General features: G+C 62.3%; 21 protein-coding genes and 1 other RNA gene. 19 read left to right on the forward strand and 3 right to left on the reverse strand.

What is annotated here, in order from left to right:
* Nucleotides 1-49 precede the first annotated feature (49 nt).
* Nucleotides 50-1,309 carry an MFS transporter gene (locus tag H0241_RS12400; protein ID WP_235984257.1) on the forward strand — a complete coding sequence of 420 codons (1,260 nt, stop codon included), beginning with the start codon at nucleotides 50-52 and terminating at the stop codon, nucleotides 1,307-1,309.
* A 44-nt stretch (nucleotides 1,310-1,353) separates the two neighbouring features.
* On the opposite strand, the gene H0241_RS12405 is transcribed toward H0241_RS12400, so the two are convergent.
* On the reverse strand, nucleotides 1,354-2,193 hold the full coding sequence (locus H0241_RS12405) for an AAA family ATPase (protein WP_181057746.1): 840 nt from the start codon (nucleotides 2,191-2,193) through the stop codon (nucleotides 1,354-1,356).
* A gap of 147 nt (nucleotides 2,194-2,340) precedes the next feature.
* On the opposite strand from H0241_RS12405, the gene H0241_RS12410 reads away from it, so the two are divergent.
* The 8 genes from H0241_RS12410 to H0241_RS12445 all read left to right on the forward strand — a co-directional run bounded on the left by H0241_RS12410 (nucleotide 2,341) and on the right by H0241_RS12445 (nucleotide 7,336).
* Nucleotides 2,341-2,766 carry a DUF4345 domain-containing protein gene (locus H0241_RS12410; RefSeq protein WP_328824669.1) on the forward strand — a complete coding sequence of 142 codons (426 nt, stop codon included), beginning with the start codon at nucleotides 2,341-2,343 and terminating at the stop codon, nucleotides 2,764-2,766.
* A 25-nt stretch (nucleotides 2,767-2,791) separates the two neighbouring features.
* Nucleotides 2,792-2,947: non-coding RNA, 6S RNA (ssrS, locus tag H0241_RS12415), on the forward strand.
* Nucleotides 2,948-3,041: 94 nt separating this feature from the next.
* Nucleotides 3,042-3,626 (forward strand): 5-formyltetrahydrofolate cyclo-ligase, encoded by a 585-nt coding sequence (locus tag H0241_RS12420; RefSeq protein WP_181057748.1) that lies wholly within the window; start codon nucleotides 3,042-3,044, stop codon nucleotides 3,624-3,626.
* Nucleotides 3,627-3,707: 81 nt separating this feature from the next.
* Nucleotides 3,708-4,235: a DUF3592 domain-containing protein gene (locus H0241_RS12425; protein WP_181057749.1), complete on the forward strand. Its 528-nt coding sequence runs from the start codon at nucleotides 3,708-3,710 to the stop codon at nucleotides 4,233-4,235.
* 56 nt (nucleotides 4,236-4,291) lie between these two features.
* Nucleotides 4,292-5,116, forward strand: coding sequence for a TIGR00282 family metallophosphoesterase (locus H0241_RS12430; protein WP_181057751.1), 825 nt, complete (start codon nucleotides 4,292-4,294; stop codon nucleotides 5,114-5,116).
* Between the two features lie 73 nt (nucleotides 5,117-5,189).
* A complete protein-coding gene (locus tag H0241_RS12435) occupies nucleotides 5,190-5,951 on the forward strand; it encodes a TerC family protein (RefSeq protein ID WP_181057753.1) in 762 nt (253 codons plus the stop codon).
* 336 nt (nucleotides 5,952-6,287) lie between these two features.
* Nucleotides 6,288-7,037: a YebC/PmpR family DNA-binding transcriptional regulator gene (locus H0241_RS12440; protein ID WP_181057755.1), complete on the forward strand. Its 750-nt coding sequence runs from the start codon at nucleotides 6,288-6,290 to the stop codon at nucleotides 7,035-7,037.
* 14 nt (nucleotides 7,038-7,051) lie between these two features.
* Nucleotides 7,052-7,336, forward strand: coding sequence for a SelT/SelW/SelH family protein (locus H0241_RS12445; protein ID WP_181057757.1), 285 nt, complete (start codon nucleotides 7,052-7,054; stop codon nucleotides 7,334-7,336).
* Nucleotides 7,337-7,674: 338 nt separating this feature from the next.
* Here H0241_RS12445 and H0241_RS12450 read toward each other — a convergent pair whose 3' ends face one another.
* On the reverse strand, nucleotides 7,675-8,715 hold the full coding sequence (locus H0241_RS12450; RefSeq protein WP_181057759.1) for an IS110 family RNA-guided transposase: 1,041 nt from the start codon (nucleotides 8,713-8,715) through the stop codon (nucleotides 7,675-7,677).
* 222 nt (nucleotides 8,716-8,937) lie between these two features.
* Here H0241_RS12450 and ruvC point away from each other — a divergent pair, with 222 nt between their 5' ends.
* The 6 genes from ruvC to H0241_RS12480 all read left to right on the forward strand — a co-directional run bounded on the left by ruvC (nucleotide 8,938) and on the right by H0241_RS12480 (nucleotide 12,910).
* Entirely contained in the window at nucleotides 8,938-9,450 is a 513-nt protein-coding gene (ruvC, locus tag H0241_RS12455) for a crossover junction endodeoxyribonuclease RuvC (RefSeq protein ID WP_181057761.1), read from the forward strand.
* A 13-nt stretch (nucleotides 9,451-9,463) separates the two neighbouring features.
* Complete coding sequence (gene ruvA / locus H0241_RS12460; RefSeq protein WP_181057763.1) at nucleotides 9,464-10,084, forward strand: Holliday junction branch migration protein RuvA; 621 nt, start codon at nucleotides 9,464-9,466, stop codon at nucleotides 10,082-10,084.
* A 67-nt stretch (nucleotides 10,085-10,151) separates the two neighbouring features.
* On the forward strand, nucleotides 10,152-10,436 hold the full coding sequence (locus H0241_RS12465) for an AbrB/MazE/SpoVT family DNA-binding domain-containing protein (protein WP_181057765.1): 285 nt from the start codon (nucleotides 10,152-10,154) through the stop codon (nucleotides 10,434-10,436).
* Nucleotides 10,433-10,837, forward strand: a complete 405-nt coding sequence (locus H0241_RS12470; RefSeq protein WP_181057767.1) for a PIN domain-containing protein — start codon at nucleotides 10,433-10,435, stop codon at nucleotides 10,835-10,837. The genes H0241_RS12465 and H0241_RS12470 overlap by 4 nt, the downstream gene beginning before the upstream one ends.
* Entirely contained in the window at nucleotides 10,834-11,871 is a 1,038-nt protein-coding gene (gene ruvB, locus H0241_RS12475) for a Holliday junction branch migration DNA helicase RuvB (protein WP_181057769.1), read from the forward strand. Before H0241_RS12470 ends, ruvB begins: the two co-directional genes overlap by 4 nt.
* Nucleotides 11,872-12,007: 136 nt before the next feature.
* A complete protein-coding gene (locus H0241_RS12480; protein ID WP_181057771.1) occupies nucleotides 12,008-12,910 on the forward strand; it encodes a metallophosphoesterase in 903 nt (300 codons plus the stop codon).
* 3 nt (nucleotides 12,911-12,913) lie between these two features.
* Here H0241_RS12480 and H0241_RS12485 read toward each other — a convergent pair whose 3' ends face one another.
* Nucleotides 12,914-14,164, reverse strand: coding sequence for a glycoside hydrolase family 5 protein (locus tag H0241_RS12485; protein WP_181057773.1), 1,251 nt, complete (start codon nucleotides 14,162-14,164; stop codon nucleotides 12,914-12,916).
* Between the two features lie 66 nt (nucleotides 14,165-14,230).
* On the opposite strand from H0241_RS12485, the gene ybgC reads away from it, so the two are divergent.
* The 4 genes from ybgC (at nucleotide 14,231) to H0241_RS12505 (ending at nucleotide 17,353) form a co-directional block, all read left to right on the forward strand.
* Nucleotides 14,231-14,701 carry a tol-pal system-associated acyl-CoA thioesterase gene (gene ybgC, locus H0241_RS12490; protein ID WP_181057779.1) on the forward strand — a complete coding sequence of 157 codons (471 nt, stop codon included), beginning with the start codon at nucleotides 14,231-14,233 and terminating at the stop codon, nucleotides 14,699-14,701.
* Between the two features lie 312 nt (nucleotides 14,702-15,013).
* Nucleotides 15,014-15,724, forward strand: a complete 711-nt coding sequence (gene tolQ, locus H0241_RS12495) for a protein TolQ (RefSeq protein WP_142869706.1) — start codon at nucleotides 15,014-15,016, stop codon at nucleotides 15,722-15,724.
* 11 nt (nucleotides 15,725-15,735) lie between these two features.
* Nucleotides 15,736-16,188: a protein TolR gene (tolR, locus tag H0241_RS12500; RefSeq protein WP_181057782.1), complete on the forward strand. Its 453-nt coding sequence runs from the start codon at nucleotides 15,736-15,738 to the stop codon at nucleotides 16,186-16,188.
* 7 nt (nucleotides 16,189-16,195) lie between these two features.
* Nucleotides 16,196-17,353 carry a TonB family protein gene (locus H0241_RS12505; RefSeq protein ID WP_181057784.1) on the forward strand — a complete coding sequence of 386 codons (1,158 nt, stop codon included), beginning with the start codon at nucleotides 16,196-16,198 and terminating at the stop codon, nucleotides 17,351-17,353.
* Nucleotides 17,354-17,387: the final 34 nt, after the last annotated feature.

Genomic DNA, 17,387 nt, shown 5'->3' on the forward strand with positions numbered 1-17,387 from the left:
ACGGCGTACCGTGCTGCCATTCGAATGAGGGCGCCGCGAACCAGCCATAATGGTTGCGCGACAAGGTCCGGCCCGGACGGCTGTCGCCTTCGCGGTGGACGATGATCGCCTGACCTGCAGCGTGGCCGTGCTGTCGCATCAGTTCCAGGACGGCCGTGAACGCGGCAAGGCCTTTGTCGCCTGGAGTGTCGTGTCCGGCATCGGGCTTGGTTTCGGGCCTGCCATCGGCGGTCTGATCGTGGCGCTGTCGAACTGGCAATGGGTGTTTCTCATCCATGTGCCACTGGCGATCCTGGCGCTCGCCTTCATCGGCGCAGGGGTCACGCAATCGCGCGATCACAACGCCCAGAAGCTCGACTGGGCCGGCATGCTGACGCTGTCGGCCGCTGTCTTCGGCTTCTCCTATCTGATCACGCAAGGCGCGGATCTCGGAGCCAGTGCCCGTATCGGCGTGATTACGGCAGCGGTGGCGGCCTTCATCGCTTTCCTTGTCGCCGAGAGGGTCAATCCCTATCCGATGTTCGATTTCTCCGTCTTCCGCATCCGCCAGTTTTCCGGCGCGATCATGGGCGCGATCGGCATGAATTTCAGCTACTGGCCATTCATCATCTATCTGCCGATCTATTATTCCGGCGTGCTCGGCTACGACAGCACGACGACCGGCCTGCTGCTGCTCGTCTACACGCTGCCCTTCATGGTGATGCCGCCGATCGCCGAGCGCATTCGCGCGCGCTATCAGGCGCGGATCGCCATCCCGCTCGGCTTGCTGACACTGGGGATCGGTTTCATCGCCATGTGGATCGGCTCCGGGCTCGAAGGGGCGACCTGGCTGACCATGCTGCCGGGCACGCTGATCGCCGGCATCGGCATCGGCCTCACCAATTCGCCGACCACCAACACCACGACCGGCGCGGTGTCGCCGGATCGCGCGGGCATGGCGTCCGGCATCGATATCAGCGCACGCCTGATCACGCTCGCCATCAACATCGCGGTGCTCGGCCTGCTGCTGACGCAGGGTATCGTTTCTTACTTGCGGACCACACTCGGTGCGGCCTTGGAGCCGAACGAGTTGCAGGCGCTGGCGGAAAGGATCGCCACCGGAAATCTCCACAACCTCGCGCAGGGGACGCCGAAGCTCGCAACCCTCGACCCCTCCGGCGCCATCGTGCACGCAGCTCTGGTCAATGGTTTCAGCTGGGTCATGCTCTATTGCGGAATCGGCGTTCTTGCCCTGTCGGTCATCGGCTTCGTCATCTTTGGACCAAAGCGCGTCGCGCCGCAGGAGCGAGGGTTTGCTCCCGCTGAGTAAGCGGCGGAAGCCGGCTCATGGCTGTCAGCTCAGCCCGCCGATCCTCATCCCTGCCGCCTGGCCATGAAGGCCAGGCGTTCGAACAGGTGCACGTCCTGCTCGTTCTTTAAGAGCGCGCCATGCAGCTTGGGCAGCGCGTTCTTGGGGTCGGCGCGCAGATCCTCGGGTGCTATGTCGTCGGCGACCAGCAGGCGGATCCAGTCGAGCGCTTCCGATGTCGAGGGCTTCTTCTTCAGCCCCGGCACGTCGCGGATCTCGTAGAACTGGGTCAGGGCCGCACGCACCAAATTTTGCTTGATGCCGGGATAGTGGACGTCGACGATTTTGTGCAGCGTCTCGACATCGGGAAAGCGGATGTAATGGAAGAAGCAGCGGCGCAGGAAGGCGTCCGGCAATTCCTTCTCATTGTTGGAGGTGATGATGACGATGGGCCGAACGGCAGCGCGGATCGTCTCGCCGGTCTCGTAGACGAAGAACTCCATCCGATCGAGTTCCTGCAACAGATCGTTGGGAAACTCGATGTCGGCCTTGTCGATCTCGTCGATCAACAGCACGACCTTCTTGCCGGCCGCGAACGCCTCCCACAGCTTGCCGCGCTTGATGTAGTTCCTGATGTCATTGAAGCGCTCATCGCCAAGCTGGCTGTCGCGCAGCCGCGAGACCGCGTCATATTCATAGAGCCCCTGCTGCGCTCGCGTCGTCGACTTGACGTGCCATTCGATGAGGTCGAGGCCAAGTGCTGACGCCACTTGCCTGGCAAGTTCAGTCTTGCCGGTGCCGGGTTCGCCCTTGACCAGCAAGGGCCGCTCCAGCGCGATCGCCGCGTTGACCGCCACCATCAGGTCCTTGTCGGCGACATAGTCCGCCGTGCCTTCAAAACGCATTCTTGCTCCTCGGTTGGTCATCGCGACCGTAAGGACGCCGCCCGGCCTGTGCAAGGGCGAGCCGGCTGCGACGAATGGGCTTGAAACCCTTGAAGAAAACATCCGTTGCTATCGCAAGGCCGCGCGGTGGGCTGAAGAGGTGGTGGCGTGACCAAAACGATATCAGGCAAGACGGCACTGCAAATCGTTGTCGCCGTGCTGGCGGCGACGCCAGTGCTGGTCGGCCTGGAAGGCGTGTTGTCGGGGCCGGACTTCCTTGACGTAGCAGCATCCTGGCCGATCGATCTCGACAGCCATTTCCGCTTCCTGTCCGGGTTCTTTCTGGCCATCGGCATTGCCTGGTACAGCTGCATTCCCGACATCGAGACAAAGACCGAGCGGTTTCGGCTGCTTGCCGCCTGCACTTTCGCCGGCGGGCTGGCGCGGCTTGTCTCGCTGTTCGCGGCCGGTTTGCCGTCACGCGGACACGTCGCCGGACTCTCGATCGAACTGCTCGCGGTGCCTGCGCTGGTCTGGTGGCAAAGCCGCGTTGCGAATAAAGCCGCCGAGAATGCCCAACTCTCTGGCGCTTAGGTGGTGAGCCGCCTATATTGGGCTTGGCGGTCTGCGCTTCCCGGCAGGAGAACATTTTCCCCGGGGCCTTAACGATCCTTAGGGAGCTGTCCCTGGGAAGACCCGTGGGTTTTCTCATACGGCGCCCACCTACTTTGTAGGTTCCCGGGATCGCTCTCTCCACCGGTTGTGTGGATCGTCACTTGTTGCCTGTCTCCACGTATTTGGTGGATGATGCGGTAGAAAACGTCGCTCTTAAAACTCCGCCCTGCCGTGACCCTTTCTACCTTGGCCACATGACATCTCCCAAAGACCTGAAAAAACAGCTGCGCCGCGAAGCCCTCGGCCGCCGTGATGCGCTCGATCCGATGTGGCGGGTGGAGATCGCACTTGAGATGGCCGAGACGGCGCGCGATCACCTCGCTATCGAGCCTGGCCAGATCGTTTCAGCTTTCTGGCCGATGCGATCGGAAGTCGACGTCAGGCCGCTGATGTTCGCCTTGCGCGAGAAGGGAGCCAGGCTTTGCCTGCCGGCCATCCTCGACAAGAGCACCATCGTCTTTCGCGAACTGGTGCGCGGCGCGCCGATGGTCGAGATGGGTTTTGGCACGGTTGGTCCGCATGAGGACGCGGACGTGCTCGATCCCTCGGTGATGCTGGTGCCGCTCGCCGCCTTCGACGCGCGCGGCCACCGCATCGGCTACGGCGCCGGCTATTACGACCGCGCCATCGCCAGGCTGATCGACAAGGGCCAGCCGCCACGGCTGATCGGCATCGCCTTCGATTGCCAGGAAGTGGCGCAAGTGCCGGACGAGAACCATGACGTGATCATCCCGGAAATACTCACCGAGAGCGGCTTGCGCCGCTTCGATATCGCCTGAAAAATCGCGATCCGTTTAACGTGTTTCCAAGACATGCCGGGTAGTATTTCCGCAGTACAATCCGAGCCGATGGCGGCCATCATGTTTGTCTTTGCACGCTTCCTGCTGATGCCGTTCGTCCTCATCGCGGTGACGCTGTTCGCGATGGGCTTGCACATCATCGGAACCGCCCTGCATCACCAGCTCGCCTGGCATCAGACGGTTGCCACTGTGACGGATGTCAGTCCCTACAGCGAAATGCAGAGGAATGGCCTGACCACCGAAGGCATCAATGTTGCCGTCACCTACGTGGCGAACGATGCGCCGATGACCTGGTCCGGCAAGGGGAAGATCATCGGTCTCTACGCGGCGTCCAAAGGCGACCAGGTGGAATTTTACTACGACCCTGCCGATCCATCGTCCCTCGATACCGCCGCAATGAAGGGCTGGCGCGGCGGGTTGTTGCTCCTTGCCGTTACCGGCGGGTTCACCGCGTTCTACGTCTGGTTCTTTTGGCTGCGCGGACGCAACGCGCCGCCGGCGCCGCCGATCATGCCATCGCCTGTTCGCGTTACGGACCCGGACGCCAAGCCGCCTCAGCAGCAGCGTGGTACTTTCGGCCGGCGTTAACGCCAATCGCCCGGGTAGCGCTTGCCTAGCGTCCGTGCCTCTGGATAGAAGTGGGCATGAGACTTCTCTTCCTCGGCGACATGGTGGGCAAATCGGGACGTACGGCAGTGTGGGAACAGCTGCCTGGCCTGATCTCCGATTTCAAACTCGATTTCGTCATCGTCAATGGTGAGAACGCCGCCGGTGGCTTCGGCATCACCGAAGACATTTTTCGCGACACCATTGCCGCCGGCGCCGATGTCGTCACCACCGGCAACCATGTCTGGGACCAGCGCGACGCGCTGATCTTCGCACCGCGCGAGGAGCGCTTTTTGCGCCCGTCCAATTTTCCCAAAGGCACGCCAGGGCGCGGCTCCGGCGTCTACATCGCCAAGAACGGCGCGCGTGTGCTGGTCGCCAACATTATGGGCCGAGTGTTTATGCATCCCGAGCTCGACGATCCGTTCCAGGCCGGTGAGCGCGAGCTGGCGGCGTGTCCGCTGGGCGAGCAGGCCGATGCCGTGGTCATCGATTTCCACGCCGAGGCGACCTCGGAGAAAATGTGCTTCGCGCATTTCGTCGACGGCCGCGCCAGCCTCGTCATCGGCACCCATACGCACCAGCCGACCGCCGACCACCAGATTCTCAATGGCGGCACAGGCTACATGTCCGACGCCGGCATGTGCGGCGATTATGATTCCTCGCTCGGCATGGACAAGGAAGAGCCGCTCAACCGGTTCCTGTCGAAAGTGCCGAAAGGCCGGTTCGAGGCGGCGACCGGACCGGCGACATTGTGTGGCATCGGCGTCGATATTTCCGACCGCACCGGCCTGACCGAGAAGATCGCGCCGTTTCGTCGCGGGCCGCGGCTCGAAGAAACCGCGCCATCCTTCTGGTCGTGACATTGATATAGTCGAGTACAGTACCTAACTGGCGACGAAACTGCTCTAGATCGTTAAAGAGGGGACGACCTCCATGCAGCTGATCGAATTCTTTGCGCCGCATTTTCAATTCGTTTCTGACCCCACCGCCTGGGTCGCGTTGCTGACGCTGATTGTGCTCGAGGTCGTGCTCGGCATCGACAATCTGATCTTCATCTCGATCCTGACCAACAAATTGCCGGAAGCGCAGCGCGCTCGCGCCCGCCGTCTCGGCATCTCGGCGGCGCTGATCATGCGGCTGGTGCTGCTTGCGACCATTTCGATCATCGTGCAGCTGACGACACCGGTGTTCACCGCTTTCGGCCATGGTTTTTCCTGGCGCGACCTGATTCTGATCGCTGGCGGCCTGTTCCTGGTGTGGAAGGCGACCAAGGAAATCCACCACACGGTCGATCCGGAGGATCACAAGGACACGATGCTGGGCGAGACGCTGCAGATCTCGCTTGCCGGCGCCATCTTCCAGATCCTGCTGCTCGACCTCGTCTTCTCCATCGATTCGATCATCACCGCCGTCGGCATGACCGACGAGATCGCCATCATGTACATCGCTGTCATCGTGGCGGTGAGTGTGATGATGCTGGCGGCCGGGCCGCTCGCCAATTTCATCGCCAAGAACCCGAGCATCGTCATGCTGGCGCTGGGCTTCCTGCTGATGATCGGCATGACGCTGATCGCCGACGGCATGGGCTACCATGTGCCGAAGGGCTACATCTACGCCGCCATGGGTTTTTCGGCCTTGGTCGAAGGGCTCAACATGCTGGCGCGACGACGCAGGAAATCCGGCGGCGGGCACTGAGGGCCATGGCACCCAAGAGCCTCGATCGGGATCAGCGCGATCAGTTGGCCAAGCTGGCTGATTTGCCTGACAGCGAGATCGATACGTCGGACATTCCGGAAGCTCCGGTCGAGAATTGGATTTGGGCCTATCGTGGCGCTAACAGGTCGAGCGGCGAACGCCGCGTCTGGACGAATTGAGCCGATTTATCTATAAGCCGGCCATTCCGACAAAGAGCGCCGTATGCCTTCGCAGGCATGCGAGAGACGTTCTGAGATTTAAATTCGAGCATTTGCGGGAAGGCTGGGTGCCGTCGCCTCGCTTCCCGATGCTCTAGCCGAAGACGACAGGGGTGCCATGGCTGGCCATTCACAGTTCAAGAACATCATGCACCGCAAGGGCCGCCAGGACGCGGTGCGGTCGAAAATGTTTTCCAAGTTGGCGCGCGAAATCACCGTCGCCGCCAAGAGCGGGACGCCCGATCCATCGATGAACCCGCGCCTGCGCCTGGCGATCCAGAACGCCAAGGCGGTGTCGATGCCCAAGGACAATATCCAGCGCGCCATCAACAAGGCGTCGATGGGCGATGCCGAGAATTACGAAGCAGTGCGTTATGAAGGCTATGGGCCGGGCGGCGTGGCGCTGATCGTCGAAGCGCTGACCGACAACCGCAACCGTTCGGCGTCGAACGTGCGCGCCGCCTTCACCAAGGCCGGTGGGGCACTCGGCGAAACCGGCTCGGTGTCGTTCATGTGGAACCGCGCCGGCGAGATCTACTATCCGGCTTCCGCCGGCAGCGCAGACAAGGTCATGGACGCGGCGATCGAAGCCGGCGCCGATGACGTCGAGTCGGACGAGGAAGGCCACACCATCTACTGTGCCTTCGAGAGCATGGGCGATGTGTCGAAGGCGCTGGAAGCATCGCTCGGCGAGGCCGAATCGGTGAAGCCGATCTGGCAGCCGCAGAACAATGTCCCGGTCGACGAAGAGCGGGCGCAGTCGCTGATGAAGCTGGTCGCGACGCTCGAGGACGATGACGACGTGCAGAGCGTCTACGCCAATTTCGAAGTCGACGACGAGACCATGGCCAAGCTCAGCGCGGCGTGAGTCTAAACTCGAAGATGAGCGATCTCCCCACCATCCGCATCACCTATTGCACGCAGTGCCAGTGGCTTTTGCGTGCCGGCTGGATGGCGCAGGAGCTGCTCTCCACTTTCGGCACGGATCTGGGTGAAGTGACGCTGGTGCCCGGCACTGGCGGCATCTTCACCATTTCCTGCAACGATCAGCTCATCTGGGACCGCAAGCGCGACGGCGGCTTTCCCGACGCCGCCAAGCTCAAGCAGCTGGTGCGCGACGTCATCGATCCGGACCGCGATCTAGGCCATTCCGACCGCAAGGCCTAATCTGCGTCGATATTCAGGTGAGGCCGGCCTGCAAATGGCGGATACCTGCGCTTCCGGTGCTCATATGTGGACGGCCCCCCGCTTGCAAGGATGGTTGAGATAGTTTGATCGGGTCTCTTGCGCTCATATGTCCGGCCTTTTGCGCGCGGATCTGAGAGCGCTGGCCAAGATGGGCTACGCGGATAGCGAGTTCCAAACACGTACACGACATTGGCTGCCGGTGAGCACCTCGGAATGCCTCGCTGGTCCCGGTTCGACCGGTCACACCATCTTCTCCTCTGCTTGCAAGTTCCGGCCTTCAGCGTCGAGTGTGGGCTCGGCGCCGAATTCTGAATGCTCTACGGCTGCACAGGTGCCGGACAGGTGGCGTCGACGGGGCGATATTGCTCGCCGCTGATCATCAGTTTCCAGGCGATACGGGCCAGCTTGTTGGCCAGCGCCACCGCAGCAAGCTTGGGAGCTTTGCGCGCTATCAGCGCCGACAGCCATGGCCAGACCCGTTTGCTGCCGCGCCGCATATGTTGGATGAGAGCGGTGGCGCCCACCACCAGCACGCTTCGCAGCATCTCATCGCCAGCACGGGTAATCACCCCAAGCCTGTTTTTGCCTGCTGTTGAATGGTTCTTCGGCGTCAGTCCGAGCCAGGCGGCAAAGTCCCGTCCCGACTTGAAGCCGTGTGCATCGGTAACCTTGATAGCCAGGAGCGTCGCTCCGACAGGACCGATCGCCGGTATGGCGGCCAGTCGCCGGCTCATTTCGCTCTGTCTGTGAAGCTCAAGCAGCTTCTCATCGAGCGTGGCGACTTCGGTGCCGATGTGCGCATAGTCGCGCGCCAGGGTCTCGAACATGTCCCTGGCCGTGTCCGGGATTGTCGCGTCAGCGCGAATGTCGGCCAGCAGATCGCCGAGCCGGGAAAGTCCCTTGGGCGCGACAAGGCCGAACTCCGCCGCAAAGCCTCGGATCGAATTGGCCAGCTGCGTGCGCCGGCCGATGAACTGCGCGCGCAGCTTCGCCAGCATCTGCGATCCCTGCTGAGCGGCGCTCTTGGTGGGAACGAAACGCATATCTGGCCGGCTCATGGCCTCGCAGATTGCCTGCGCATCGGCTGCATCCGATTTGGAGCGTTTGACATAGGGCTTCACATACTGCGGCGGCAGCAACACCACTTCATGGCCCAGCGCGCGCAATTCCCGCGCCCAGTAATGGGCCGAGCCGCAAGCCTCCATGCCAATCTTCAGCGGTGGAAGCCCGGCAAAGAAGGCGAGCACCTGATTGCGCCGCAGTTTCTTGCGCAACACAGGCTGCTCGGCTTCATTCACGCCATGGAGCTGGAAAACGTTCTTTGACGTATCCATCCCAATGCGAATAATCTTATCCACGGACGGTCTCCTTGATTGAGATTTGCAACGACCTCATTCTGGCACATTGCGATGCCGTCGGGGGCCGTCCACCCCAACACGTACTCAAGTACGCTCCGCCCCGGTTCTCGAAAACCACCCCAGCTGTCTCGTCAGAGCGAATTCTCAAACAGCCTGTAGCTCCCGTTTCCGGTTTGTTCACATTTCGCTGGCATCGCTGTCCGCCGGAGGTAGACTTGGCGGATGGGGGAAGCGATTCGCATCATCGGTATCGATCCGGGGCTGAGACGCACCGGTTGGGGCATCGTCGAAAGCCTAGGCAACTCGCTGCGCTTCGTCGCATCGGGCACCGTGCGCTCCGACGACAAGGCGGCGCTGGCGACACGGCTCTGCCAATTGCATGACGGGCTGGCTGAGATCCTGCACGCGGCCATGCCGCATGAAGCGGCCGTCGAGCAAACCTTCGTCAACAAGGATGCGGTGGCGACGCTGAAGCTCGGCCAGGCGCGCGGCATAGCCATGCTGGTGCCGGCGCGCGCCGGCCTTGTCGTCGCCGAATATGCCCCCAATGCCGTCAAGAAGGCAGTGATCGGCGTTGGCCATGGCGACAAGAAGCAGATCCACATGATGGTCAAGGTGCTGTTGCCGAAAGCCACTTTCGACACCGAGCATGCCGCCGACGCACTGGCCATCGCCATCTGCCACGCGCATCACCGGCAAAGCGTCGCCTACAGGATGGCGGCGTTGGCATCATGAAAGGCTATTGAGCATGATCGGCAAGCTCAAGGGCACACTCGACGAGATCGACGAGGATTTCTGCCTCGTCGACGTGCATGGCGTCGGCTATGTCGCCTATTGCTCGGCGCGCACGCTGGCTGCGTTGCCTTCACCGGGTGAAGCGGTGGTGCTGTTCATCGAGACCTATGTACGCGAGGACATGATCCGGCTTTACGGTTTTCAGTCGGTGCTGGAGCGCGAATGGTTCCGGCTTTTGATGACCAATGTGCAGGGCGTCGGCGCCAAGGTGGCGTTGGCGATCCTGTCGACACTGGCGCCGGCCGACCTCGCCAACGCGATCGCACTGCGCGACATCGCCATGGTCAGCCGCGCGCCCGGTGTCGGCAAGAAGGTGGCCGAGCGCATCGTCACCGAATTGAAGAACAAGGCGCCGGCCTATGCGGGAACCGCCTCCGGCACCATCGGCTTGAAGCAGGAGCTCGGCGAAGGTGTCGCGCCGGCGCCCATCACCGATGCCGTCTCGGCGCTTGTCAATCTCGGCTATTCGCGCGACACGGCAGCCAATGCCGTGGCGGCGGCGCTGAAGACGGCGGGCGAGGATGCGGATGCCTCGAAGCTCATTCGTTTCGGGCTGAAGGAACTAGCGCGGTGAGCGGTTGCTGGAAAATGGAATTCCGACTACTATATAATCAGTAAGAATTTTCTCGGAAAGTAAGAAAATGGGCGCATATGCCAGTCTGACCTCTAAGGGGCAGCTTACAATTCCAAAGGACGTTCGGGACGCGCTCTCGCTCAAGACGGGCGATATGATCGCCTGGACCGTTGTGGACGGCTATCTGGTTGGAACGCCGCGCAATCTCGACTTCGCCGATCTTGCCGGATTTCTAGGTGACCCACCCGGCGGTCCCGCTTCCCTGGAAGAGATCGATGCCGCTGTCAGGGAGGCCGTAGGTCAGCATGTCGTTGGAGACAAGCTGTTGAGCGGAGAAGAGGACGGCGCGTGACGTCGATAGGTATCGATACGAATGTTCTGCTTCGAATGGTGCTGAATGATGATGCCGAGCAGCGGGCAAAAGCCCTCGCCTTTGGTAAACTCCTCAGCGAGGATAACCCCGGCTTTGTGAGTTTGATTGTTCTGGTCGAATTCAGCTGGTCACTGCTTTCGCGTTACCGGCTGCCAAAGGAGCAAGTGTTGGCCGCGATTCAGAGACTGCTCAAGATCAAGACGCTGGTATTCGAGGATTTCGACGCCATCGTGATCGCGCTCGAACGATCGAATTCGGCCCACGTCGACTTCGCTGATGCGCTGATAGCCGAGCAGAATCGCAATTTCGGCTGCTCTCATACAGTTACATTCGATCAGAGGGCCGCCAAGTCCATTGCCGGGATGGAATTGCTCGCATGAGCCTTTCCCCCCGCCTCATTACCCCGGAAAAGCGCGGCGAGGATGCCGAGCAGACCTTGCGGCCGCAGACGCTTGCCGATTTCGTCGGCCAAGCGGCAGTGCGGGCCAATCTCAAAGTGTTCATCGAGGCCGCCAAGGGCCGCAGCGAGGCGCTCGACCATGTGCTGTTCGTCGGGCCGCCGGGGCTTGGCAAGACGACGCTGGCGCAGATCATGGCGCGCGAGCTCGGCGTCAATTTCCGCTCAACCTCGGGCCCGGTGATCGCCAAGGCAGGCGACCTTGCGGCACTTCTGACCAATCTCGAAGACCGCGACGTGTTGTTCATCGACGAGATCCACCGGCTCAATCCTGCGGTGGAGGAAATTCTTTATCCGGCGATGGAGGATTTCCAGCTCGACCTGATCATCGGCGAGGGGCCGGCGGCGCGCTCGGTCAAGATCGACCTCGCCCGCTTTACATTGGTCGCCGCCACGACGCGGCTTGGGCTTTTGACCAACCCGTTGCGTGATCGCTTCGGCATTCCGGTCAGGCTCAATTTCTATTCGGTCGAAGAGCTGGAGCAGATCGTGCGCCGTGGCGCCCGCATCCTGCAAATGCCGCTCGGCGACGACGGCGCGCTGGAGATTGCGCGCCGCGCCCGCGGCACACCGCGCATCGCCGGCCGGCTGCTGCGCCGGGTGCGCGATTTCGCGTCCGTTGCCGGTGACGGTCACGTCGACAAGCAGATTGCCGACGAAGCCTTGACGCGGCTGGAGGTCGACGCGCTGGGCCTCGACGCGCTCGACCGCCGCTATCTCTCGATGATCGCCCGCAATTTCGGCGGCGGGCCGGTCGGCATCGAGACCATCGCCGCCGGCCTGTCGGAGCCGCGCGACGCCATCGAGGACATCATCGAGCCCTATCTGATCCAGCAGGGTTTCATCCAGCGCACGCCGCGTGGCCGGGTGCTGACCGCCAATGCCTGGCGGCATCTCGGCCTCGACGCGCCGAAGGATCTGGCGCAGCAGCAGATCAACCTGTTCCAGGAAGAGTAACGGAGATTTGTCCTCCAGAACGGATCGTCTGCGCAGAATCTCCTAAGCTCCGCCAGCGTGAAGGCGCAATCCTGGATTTTATCGAGCGTCGTAATGTCGGCGCGGACTGCTCCGATCAAGCATCGGAGCCAGGAAAGTGATCACCAGACGCGGGTTTCTGAAATTCGCTGGGGTTTCGTTTCTCTCGCTGGCTTCGCTGGGTGCCTATGCCGTCGGCATCGAGCCAATGCTGCTGACGCATGTGAAGCGCTATCAGCTGACGCCGCCGCATTGGCCGGCGGGTTTGAAGCTGCGGGTTGCGGTGCTTTCCGACATCCATGCCTGCCACCCCTGGATGACACCCGAGCGGATCGCCTCGCTCGCCGCCGAGGCGAATGCGCTCAAGCCGGATGTGATCGTCATGCTCGGCGACTATCCGGCTGGTACACGCCTGGTGACGGGCTGGGTGGACGCGTCGGAATGGGCGCCTGCGCTGTCCGGCCTCAAGGCGCCGCTCGGTGTCTTGTCTATCCTCGGCAATCACGACTGGTGGCACGATCCGTTCGCACAGCAGGCTGGAGCCGGACCGACGGTGGCGCGCAAGGCACTGGAGAGCGTTGGTATCGCGGTCCTGGAGAATGATGCCGTGCGGCTGGAAAAGGATGGGCAGGGCTTCTGGATAGCCGGGCTCGCCGACCAGCTGGCCCTGCGACCGAACAAAGCCAAAGGCCGCGACAAGTTCAAGGGCCTGGACGATCTCGACGGCACGCTGGCCAAGGTCAGCGACCAGGCGCCTATCATCCTGCTCGCCCACGAGCCCGACATTTTTCCGAAAGTGCCGTGGCGGGTTTCGCTGACGCTGTCGGGCCATACCCATGGCGGGCAGGTCCGGCTGTTCGGCTATTCGCCGGTGGTGCCGTCCCGCTTCGGCAATCGGTTCGCCTATGGCCATGTCGTCGAGAATGACCGCAATTTGATTGTGTCAGGCGGGCTCGGCTTCAGCATCGCGCCGGTGCGGTTCGGTATGCGGCCGGAAATCCTGCAGATAGACCTCGGCTAACTGCTAATGAAGCGACCGGATCGCATCCATCACGGCAGGCTCGGCTTTTTCGCCGTTGAAGGCGTCGACGATGCCGAAGGCGCCGCCAAAACTCCACACCGACCATGAGAAGCCATGCGCCTCGGCGCGCGCGATCATGTCCTTGACATAGGCGGCGCGGTATTGCGGCGGCATCACATAGGGGTTGCCATATTCCTGGCGGATCATGCCGAATTCGCCCAGCGTGATGTTTTCCGGCTTGATGCCGTTGGCCTTGGCCCAGGCGTTGACCTTTTCGAACGGCGCACCCATGACGCCGAGCAGCTTCTGGTCCGTGTCCATGCTGGCCACCTGCTCATCGAGATAGGCGAGCAGGCCGTTCCGCCTGGTCCACGGCGCCTCGGCCTTCATCTTGGCGCGGATCGCATCCAGCTTCGCATCGAGTTCGGCACGCGGCACTGCGGTCAGTGGGTAGGGCAGGCCGGTGACATAAGGAATGAAATCGCCGGCCCAGGTCGCGCCCTGATGGGTCAGCAGGAACGGGTCGTAGGAGTGGAACGTCCAGATGATGTTGTCGTCGGGGATAGTCTTCGGGTCGATCTTGACCAGCGAAGCGGCATTGGAATAGCAGGCGCCGGTCAGGATCAGCGTCAGCCGGGTGGCCGAGGCGCGGGCGGCGGCGAACAGCTTCTGCTGACGCTCAGGCCAGAGGCTGGTCCCATCGCTGTCGCAGTCGACGATCGGCTCGTTCATCGGCTCGAAAGCGACCTGCGTTGGGTCTTCGGAGGCCAGCGCGCGCGCCATTTTGCGGATGACCTCGACATAGGCGTCGAAGGTGGCGGGATCGTCCATCACCTGGCCCATGCCGATCTCGCGGCCGCCACCGGCCGGGATCAGGTGCATGTCGACGATCACTTTCAGGCCGGCGCGGTTGATCATGCGGGCCGAGTCCCGCACGCTGGCATAAAGGTCGTCGCGCAGCGCCAGCGTCTGGTCGGACATGAACGGCGAGGGGTCGACCGGCATGCGCAGGAAGTCGAAGCCGGCGGCCTTCAATGCTTTGAGATCATCCTCGTTGAGGAACTTGCGCCATTCCGGATAGGGCAGGATGGCTTGTGGATCATTCCATTTGTCTTCCCCGACCCAGGTCGTCCATTGGTCGAGGTTGAGGCCGCGCTTCATCGAAAAGCTCGCGGCATGGCCGGGCAGCGCAGACGCCGCCAGCACCAGCAGAGCCGGCATCAAGGTCTTGATCATCGCCTTCAACAGTGCCATCCGGTTTGTTGCGCTGGTGATTTTTGTAAGGACAGGTGCCCCGCCGGGGGCAAAAAGGAAAGCGCGATGGACGATCATGGTGAATCGGCGGCACTCACTGCCGGACTTTCCGGCGCGCTGACGGAATTCGGCCATCGGCTGATGGCGCGGGTCTATTATGCCGACACCGATTTCTCCGGCGTCGTCTACCACGCGCGCTATCTCGAATTCTTCGAGCGCGGGCGCTCGGACTATCTCAGGCTGGCCGGCGTCCATCACACCGAACTTCACGAAGGCAAGCATGGCGAACGCATCGTCTGGGTGGTGCGGCGCATGGAGATCGATTTTCGTTCGCCCGCCCGCATGGACGATATCCTGACCATCGACACTCGCACCGAAGACATTTCCGGCGCCCGGATCGTCATGGCGCAGCAATTGAAGCGCGGCGACGAGGTGCTGGTCGAGGCAAAGGTCGAGGCGGCGATCATCGGCGAGAACGGCCGGCCGAAGCGCTTTCCAAAAGAATGGATCGCTGCCTTCATACCAAGGGCTAGATGATATCCGGGCCTGCCGGCCTGCAACGAGCGGCCTGATTGGCAGCGTGTTCGATCGCTGTGAACAGGCTGCCGGCGTGCCGGGGCGCGGCAATGCGCCGCGCCGTATTTCCTAACCCATCCTTAACCATAACGGTTCATGAAGAGATCGGTGAAGATTGGAAGAATCCGCGCGCCTTCCTTTCACCAATATTTGCCCTGAAAAGGCCGCTAACGGTGCATTTTGGGGTAATCCGCAAGCCTAGCGCGAACGGACCACAAGGATGCCCATGGGCCAGCCGCCAGCGATGCCCGGAAAATCTTAAGGACTTGAACGATGGAAAATATCGCACTCGCCGACCCGGCAGCGCATTTGTCGATTTGGGCGCTGTTCATGCAGGCCGGCTGGGTGGTCAAGCTGGTCATGATCGGGCTGCTCTGTGCTTCGATCTGGACCTGGGCAATCATCGTCGACAAGCTGGTCAGCTATGCCCGCATGCGGCTGTCGCTCAATCGGTTTGAACAGGTGTTCTGGTCGGGACAGTCGCTGGAGGAACTCTACCGGACGCTTGCCGACCGCAAGACCACGGGCATGGGCGCGATCTTCGTCGCCGCCATGCGCGAATGGAAGAAGAGCTTCGAGAAGGGCGCCAAATCGCCGCTCGGCCTGCAGACCCGTATCGACAAGGCCATGGACTTGGCGCTGACGCGCGAGATGGAGCGGCTGGAGGGACGGCTCGGCTTCCTCGCCACCACCGGTTCGGCTGCACCCTTCATCGGCCTGTTCGGCACCGTCATCGGCATCATGACCTCGTTCCAGGCCATTGCCGCCTCCAAGAACACCAGCCTTTCGGTGGTTGCCCCCGGCATCGCCGAGGCGCTGCTGGCAACGGCCATCGGCCTGCTCGCCGCCATCCCGGCTGTTATCGCCTACAACAAGCTGTCATCGGACGCGAACAAGATCGCGGTGCGGATGGAAGGGTTCTCGGACGAGTTCTCCGCCATACTCTCGCGCCAAATCGATGAAAAAGTAGCGCCGAAGGCCTGAGGAGCAGCAAGATGGGTATGTCCGTAGGCATCTCGGGACGCGGCGGGCGCGGCCACAGGCGGCGCGGCCGCCATCACGCGCTGATATCCGAAATCAACGTCACACCGATGGTCGATGTGATGCTGGTGCTGTTGATCATCTTCATGGTCGCCGCACCCTTGTTGACGGTCGGCGTGCCGATCGACCTGCCGGACACGCAGGCCAAGGCGATGAATGCCGACACGCAGCCGATCACCGTCTCGATCAATGCCGCCGGCCAGATCTACCTGCAGGAAACCGAAATCCCGATCGAGGAACTGGTGGCCAAGCTGCAGGCGATCTCCAAGACCGGCTATGAGGAACGCATCTTCATCCGCGGCGACAAGTCGACCGACTATGGCACCGCCATGAAGGTGATGGCTCGCATTTCGGCCGCTGGTTACAAGAACATCGGCCTCGTCTCGCTCCAGGAACAGGAACAGTAGCGCCAAGATGCGGACCGGCCTCACCACATCGGTGATCTTGCACACGGTAGCGTTGGCTTTCGGGCTGTTCACGCTGTCGTCGCCGCCTGCCATGCCGGCGTCCGATGCTGAATCGGTCTCGGTCGCAATCGTGCCGGTGGAGGCCGTCGCGCAGACGCTGCAGGGCGACAAGAAAGCCGTGATGCGCGAAAAGCCGGCGCCGACCCCGACCAAGCGGCCCGATATCGTGCCCGCGGCACAGACGATCGGTGAGAACAGTGTCGACACCGACGCGTCGGTGACGGACGTGGCCAAGCCGAAGCCGGTCGAGAAAACAGCGACGGCTGCCCCGGCGCCGACGCCGACCGAAAAGCCGAAGACCGAGGACGCGCCGAAGCCTAAGGAAGAGCCGAAGCCGACACCGGCAACGGAGGTGGCGCCGGTGCCGCAGCCGAAGGAAGAGGTCAAGCCCGAGCCGGTCAAGCAGGCCGAACCGAAGCCGACCCCGGCGAAGGAGCCGGCTCCAGCGCCACAACCGGACACGACTGCCGCCATCGAGCCGAAGCCGGAGGCCAAGCCCGACGCGGTCGCCGACGCCATATCGGAACAACAGCCTCCGGAGGAGGCGCAGCTCCCGAATTCCGCACCCGCGCCTGAAGCGCGGCCGAAGCCGCAGCCGGCGCAGGCCGAAAGCGCCAAGGCGCCGGACCGCAAGGACGCCGACAAGCCGGTCAAGGAAGCTTCGTCCAAGCCAAAGTCCGACGACAACCAGTTCGATGAAGGTAAGATCAAGGAATTGCTCGATAAGCAGAAGCCGTCCGGCGGCGGCGCCAAGCGCTCGACGCAGCAGGCGTCGCTCGGCGCCGACAAGACCCAGGGCCAGAAATTGTCGCAGGCCGAAATGGGCACCTTGTCGGATCAGCTCGGCAATTACTGGACCATTCCGGCAGGGCTCGAGGGCTCGGAAAACTTCGTCGCCGTGATCGTGTTCAATCTCGATGCCTCCGGCAAGCTCGCCGGCCGTCCGACGGTCGAAAAGTCGAGCGGAAACCAACAGTTCGACGAGAGCGCGGTGCGTGCCGTCCAGAAAGCAAACATGGCCGGCCTGCAGGTTCCCGCCGGCAAGCAGGATATCTGGGCCCAGGTTCGAGTCACGTTCGACCCCAAGGAGATGCAAGGGCTCTAGGCCTGGCATCCACAAAATCAGTTACGAGAAGCGA

This window comes from Mesorhizobium neociceri, from assembly GCF_013520985.1.
In the GTDB taxonomy this organism is placed as follows: Bacteria; Pseudomonadota; Alphaproteobacteria; order Rhizobiales; family Rhizobiaceae; genus Mesorhizobium; species Mesorhizobium neociceri.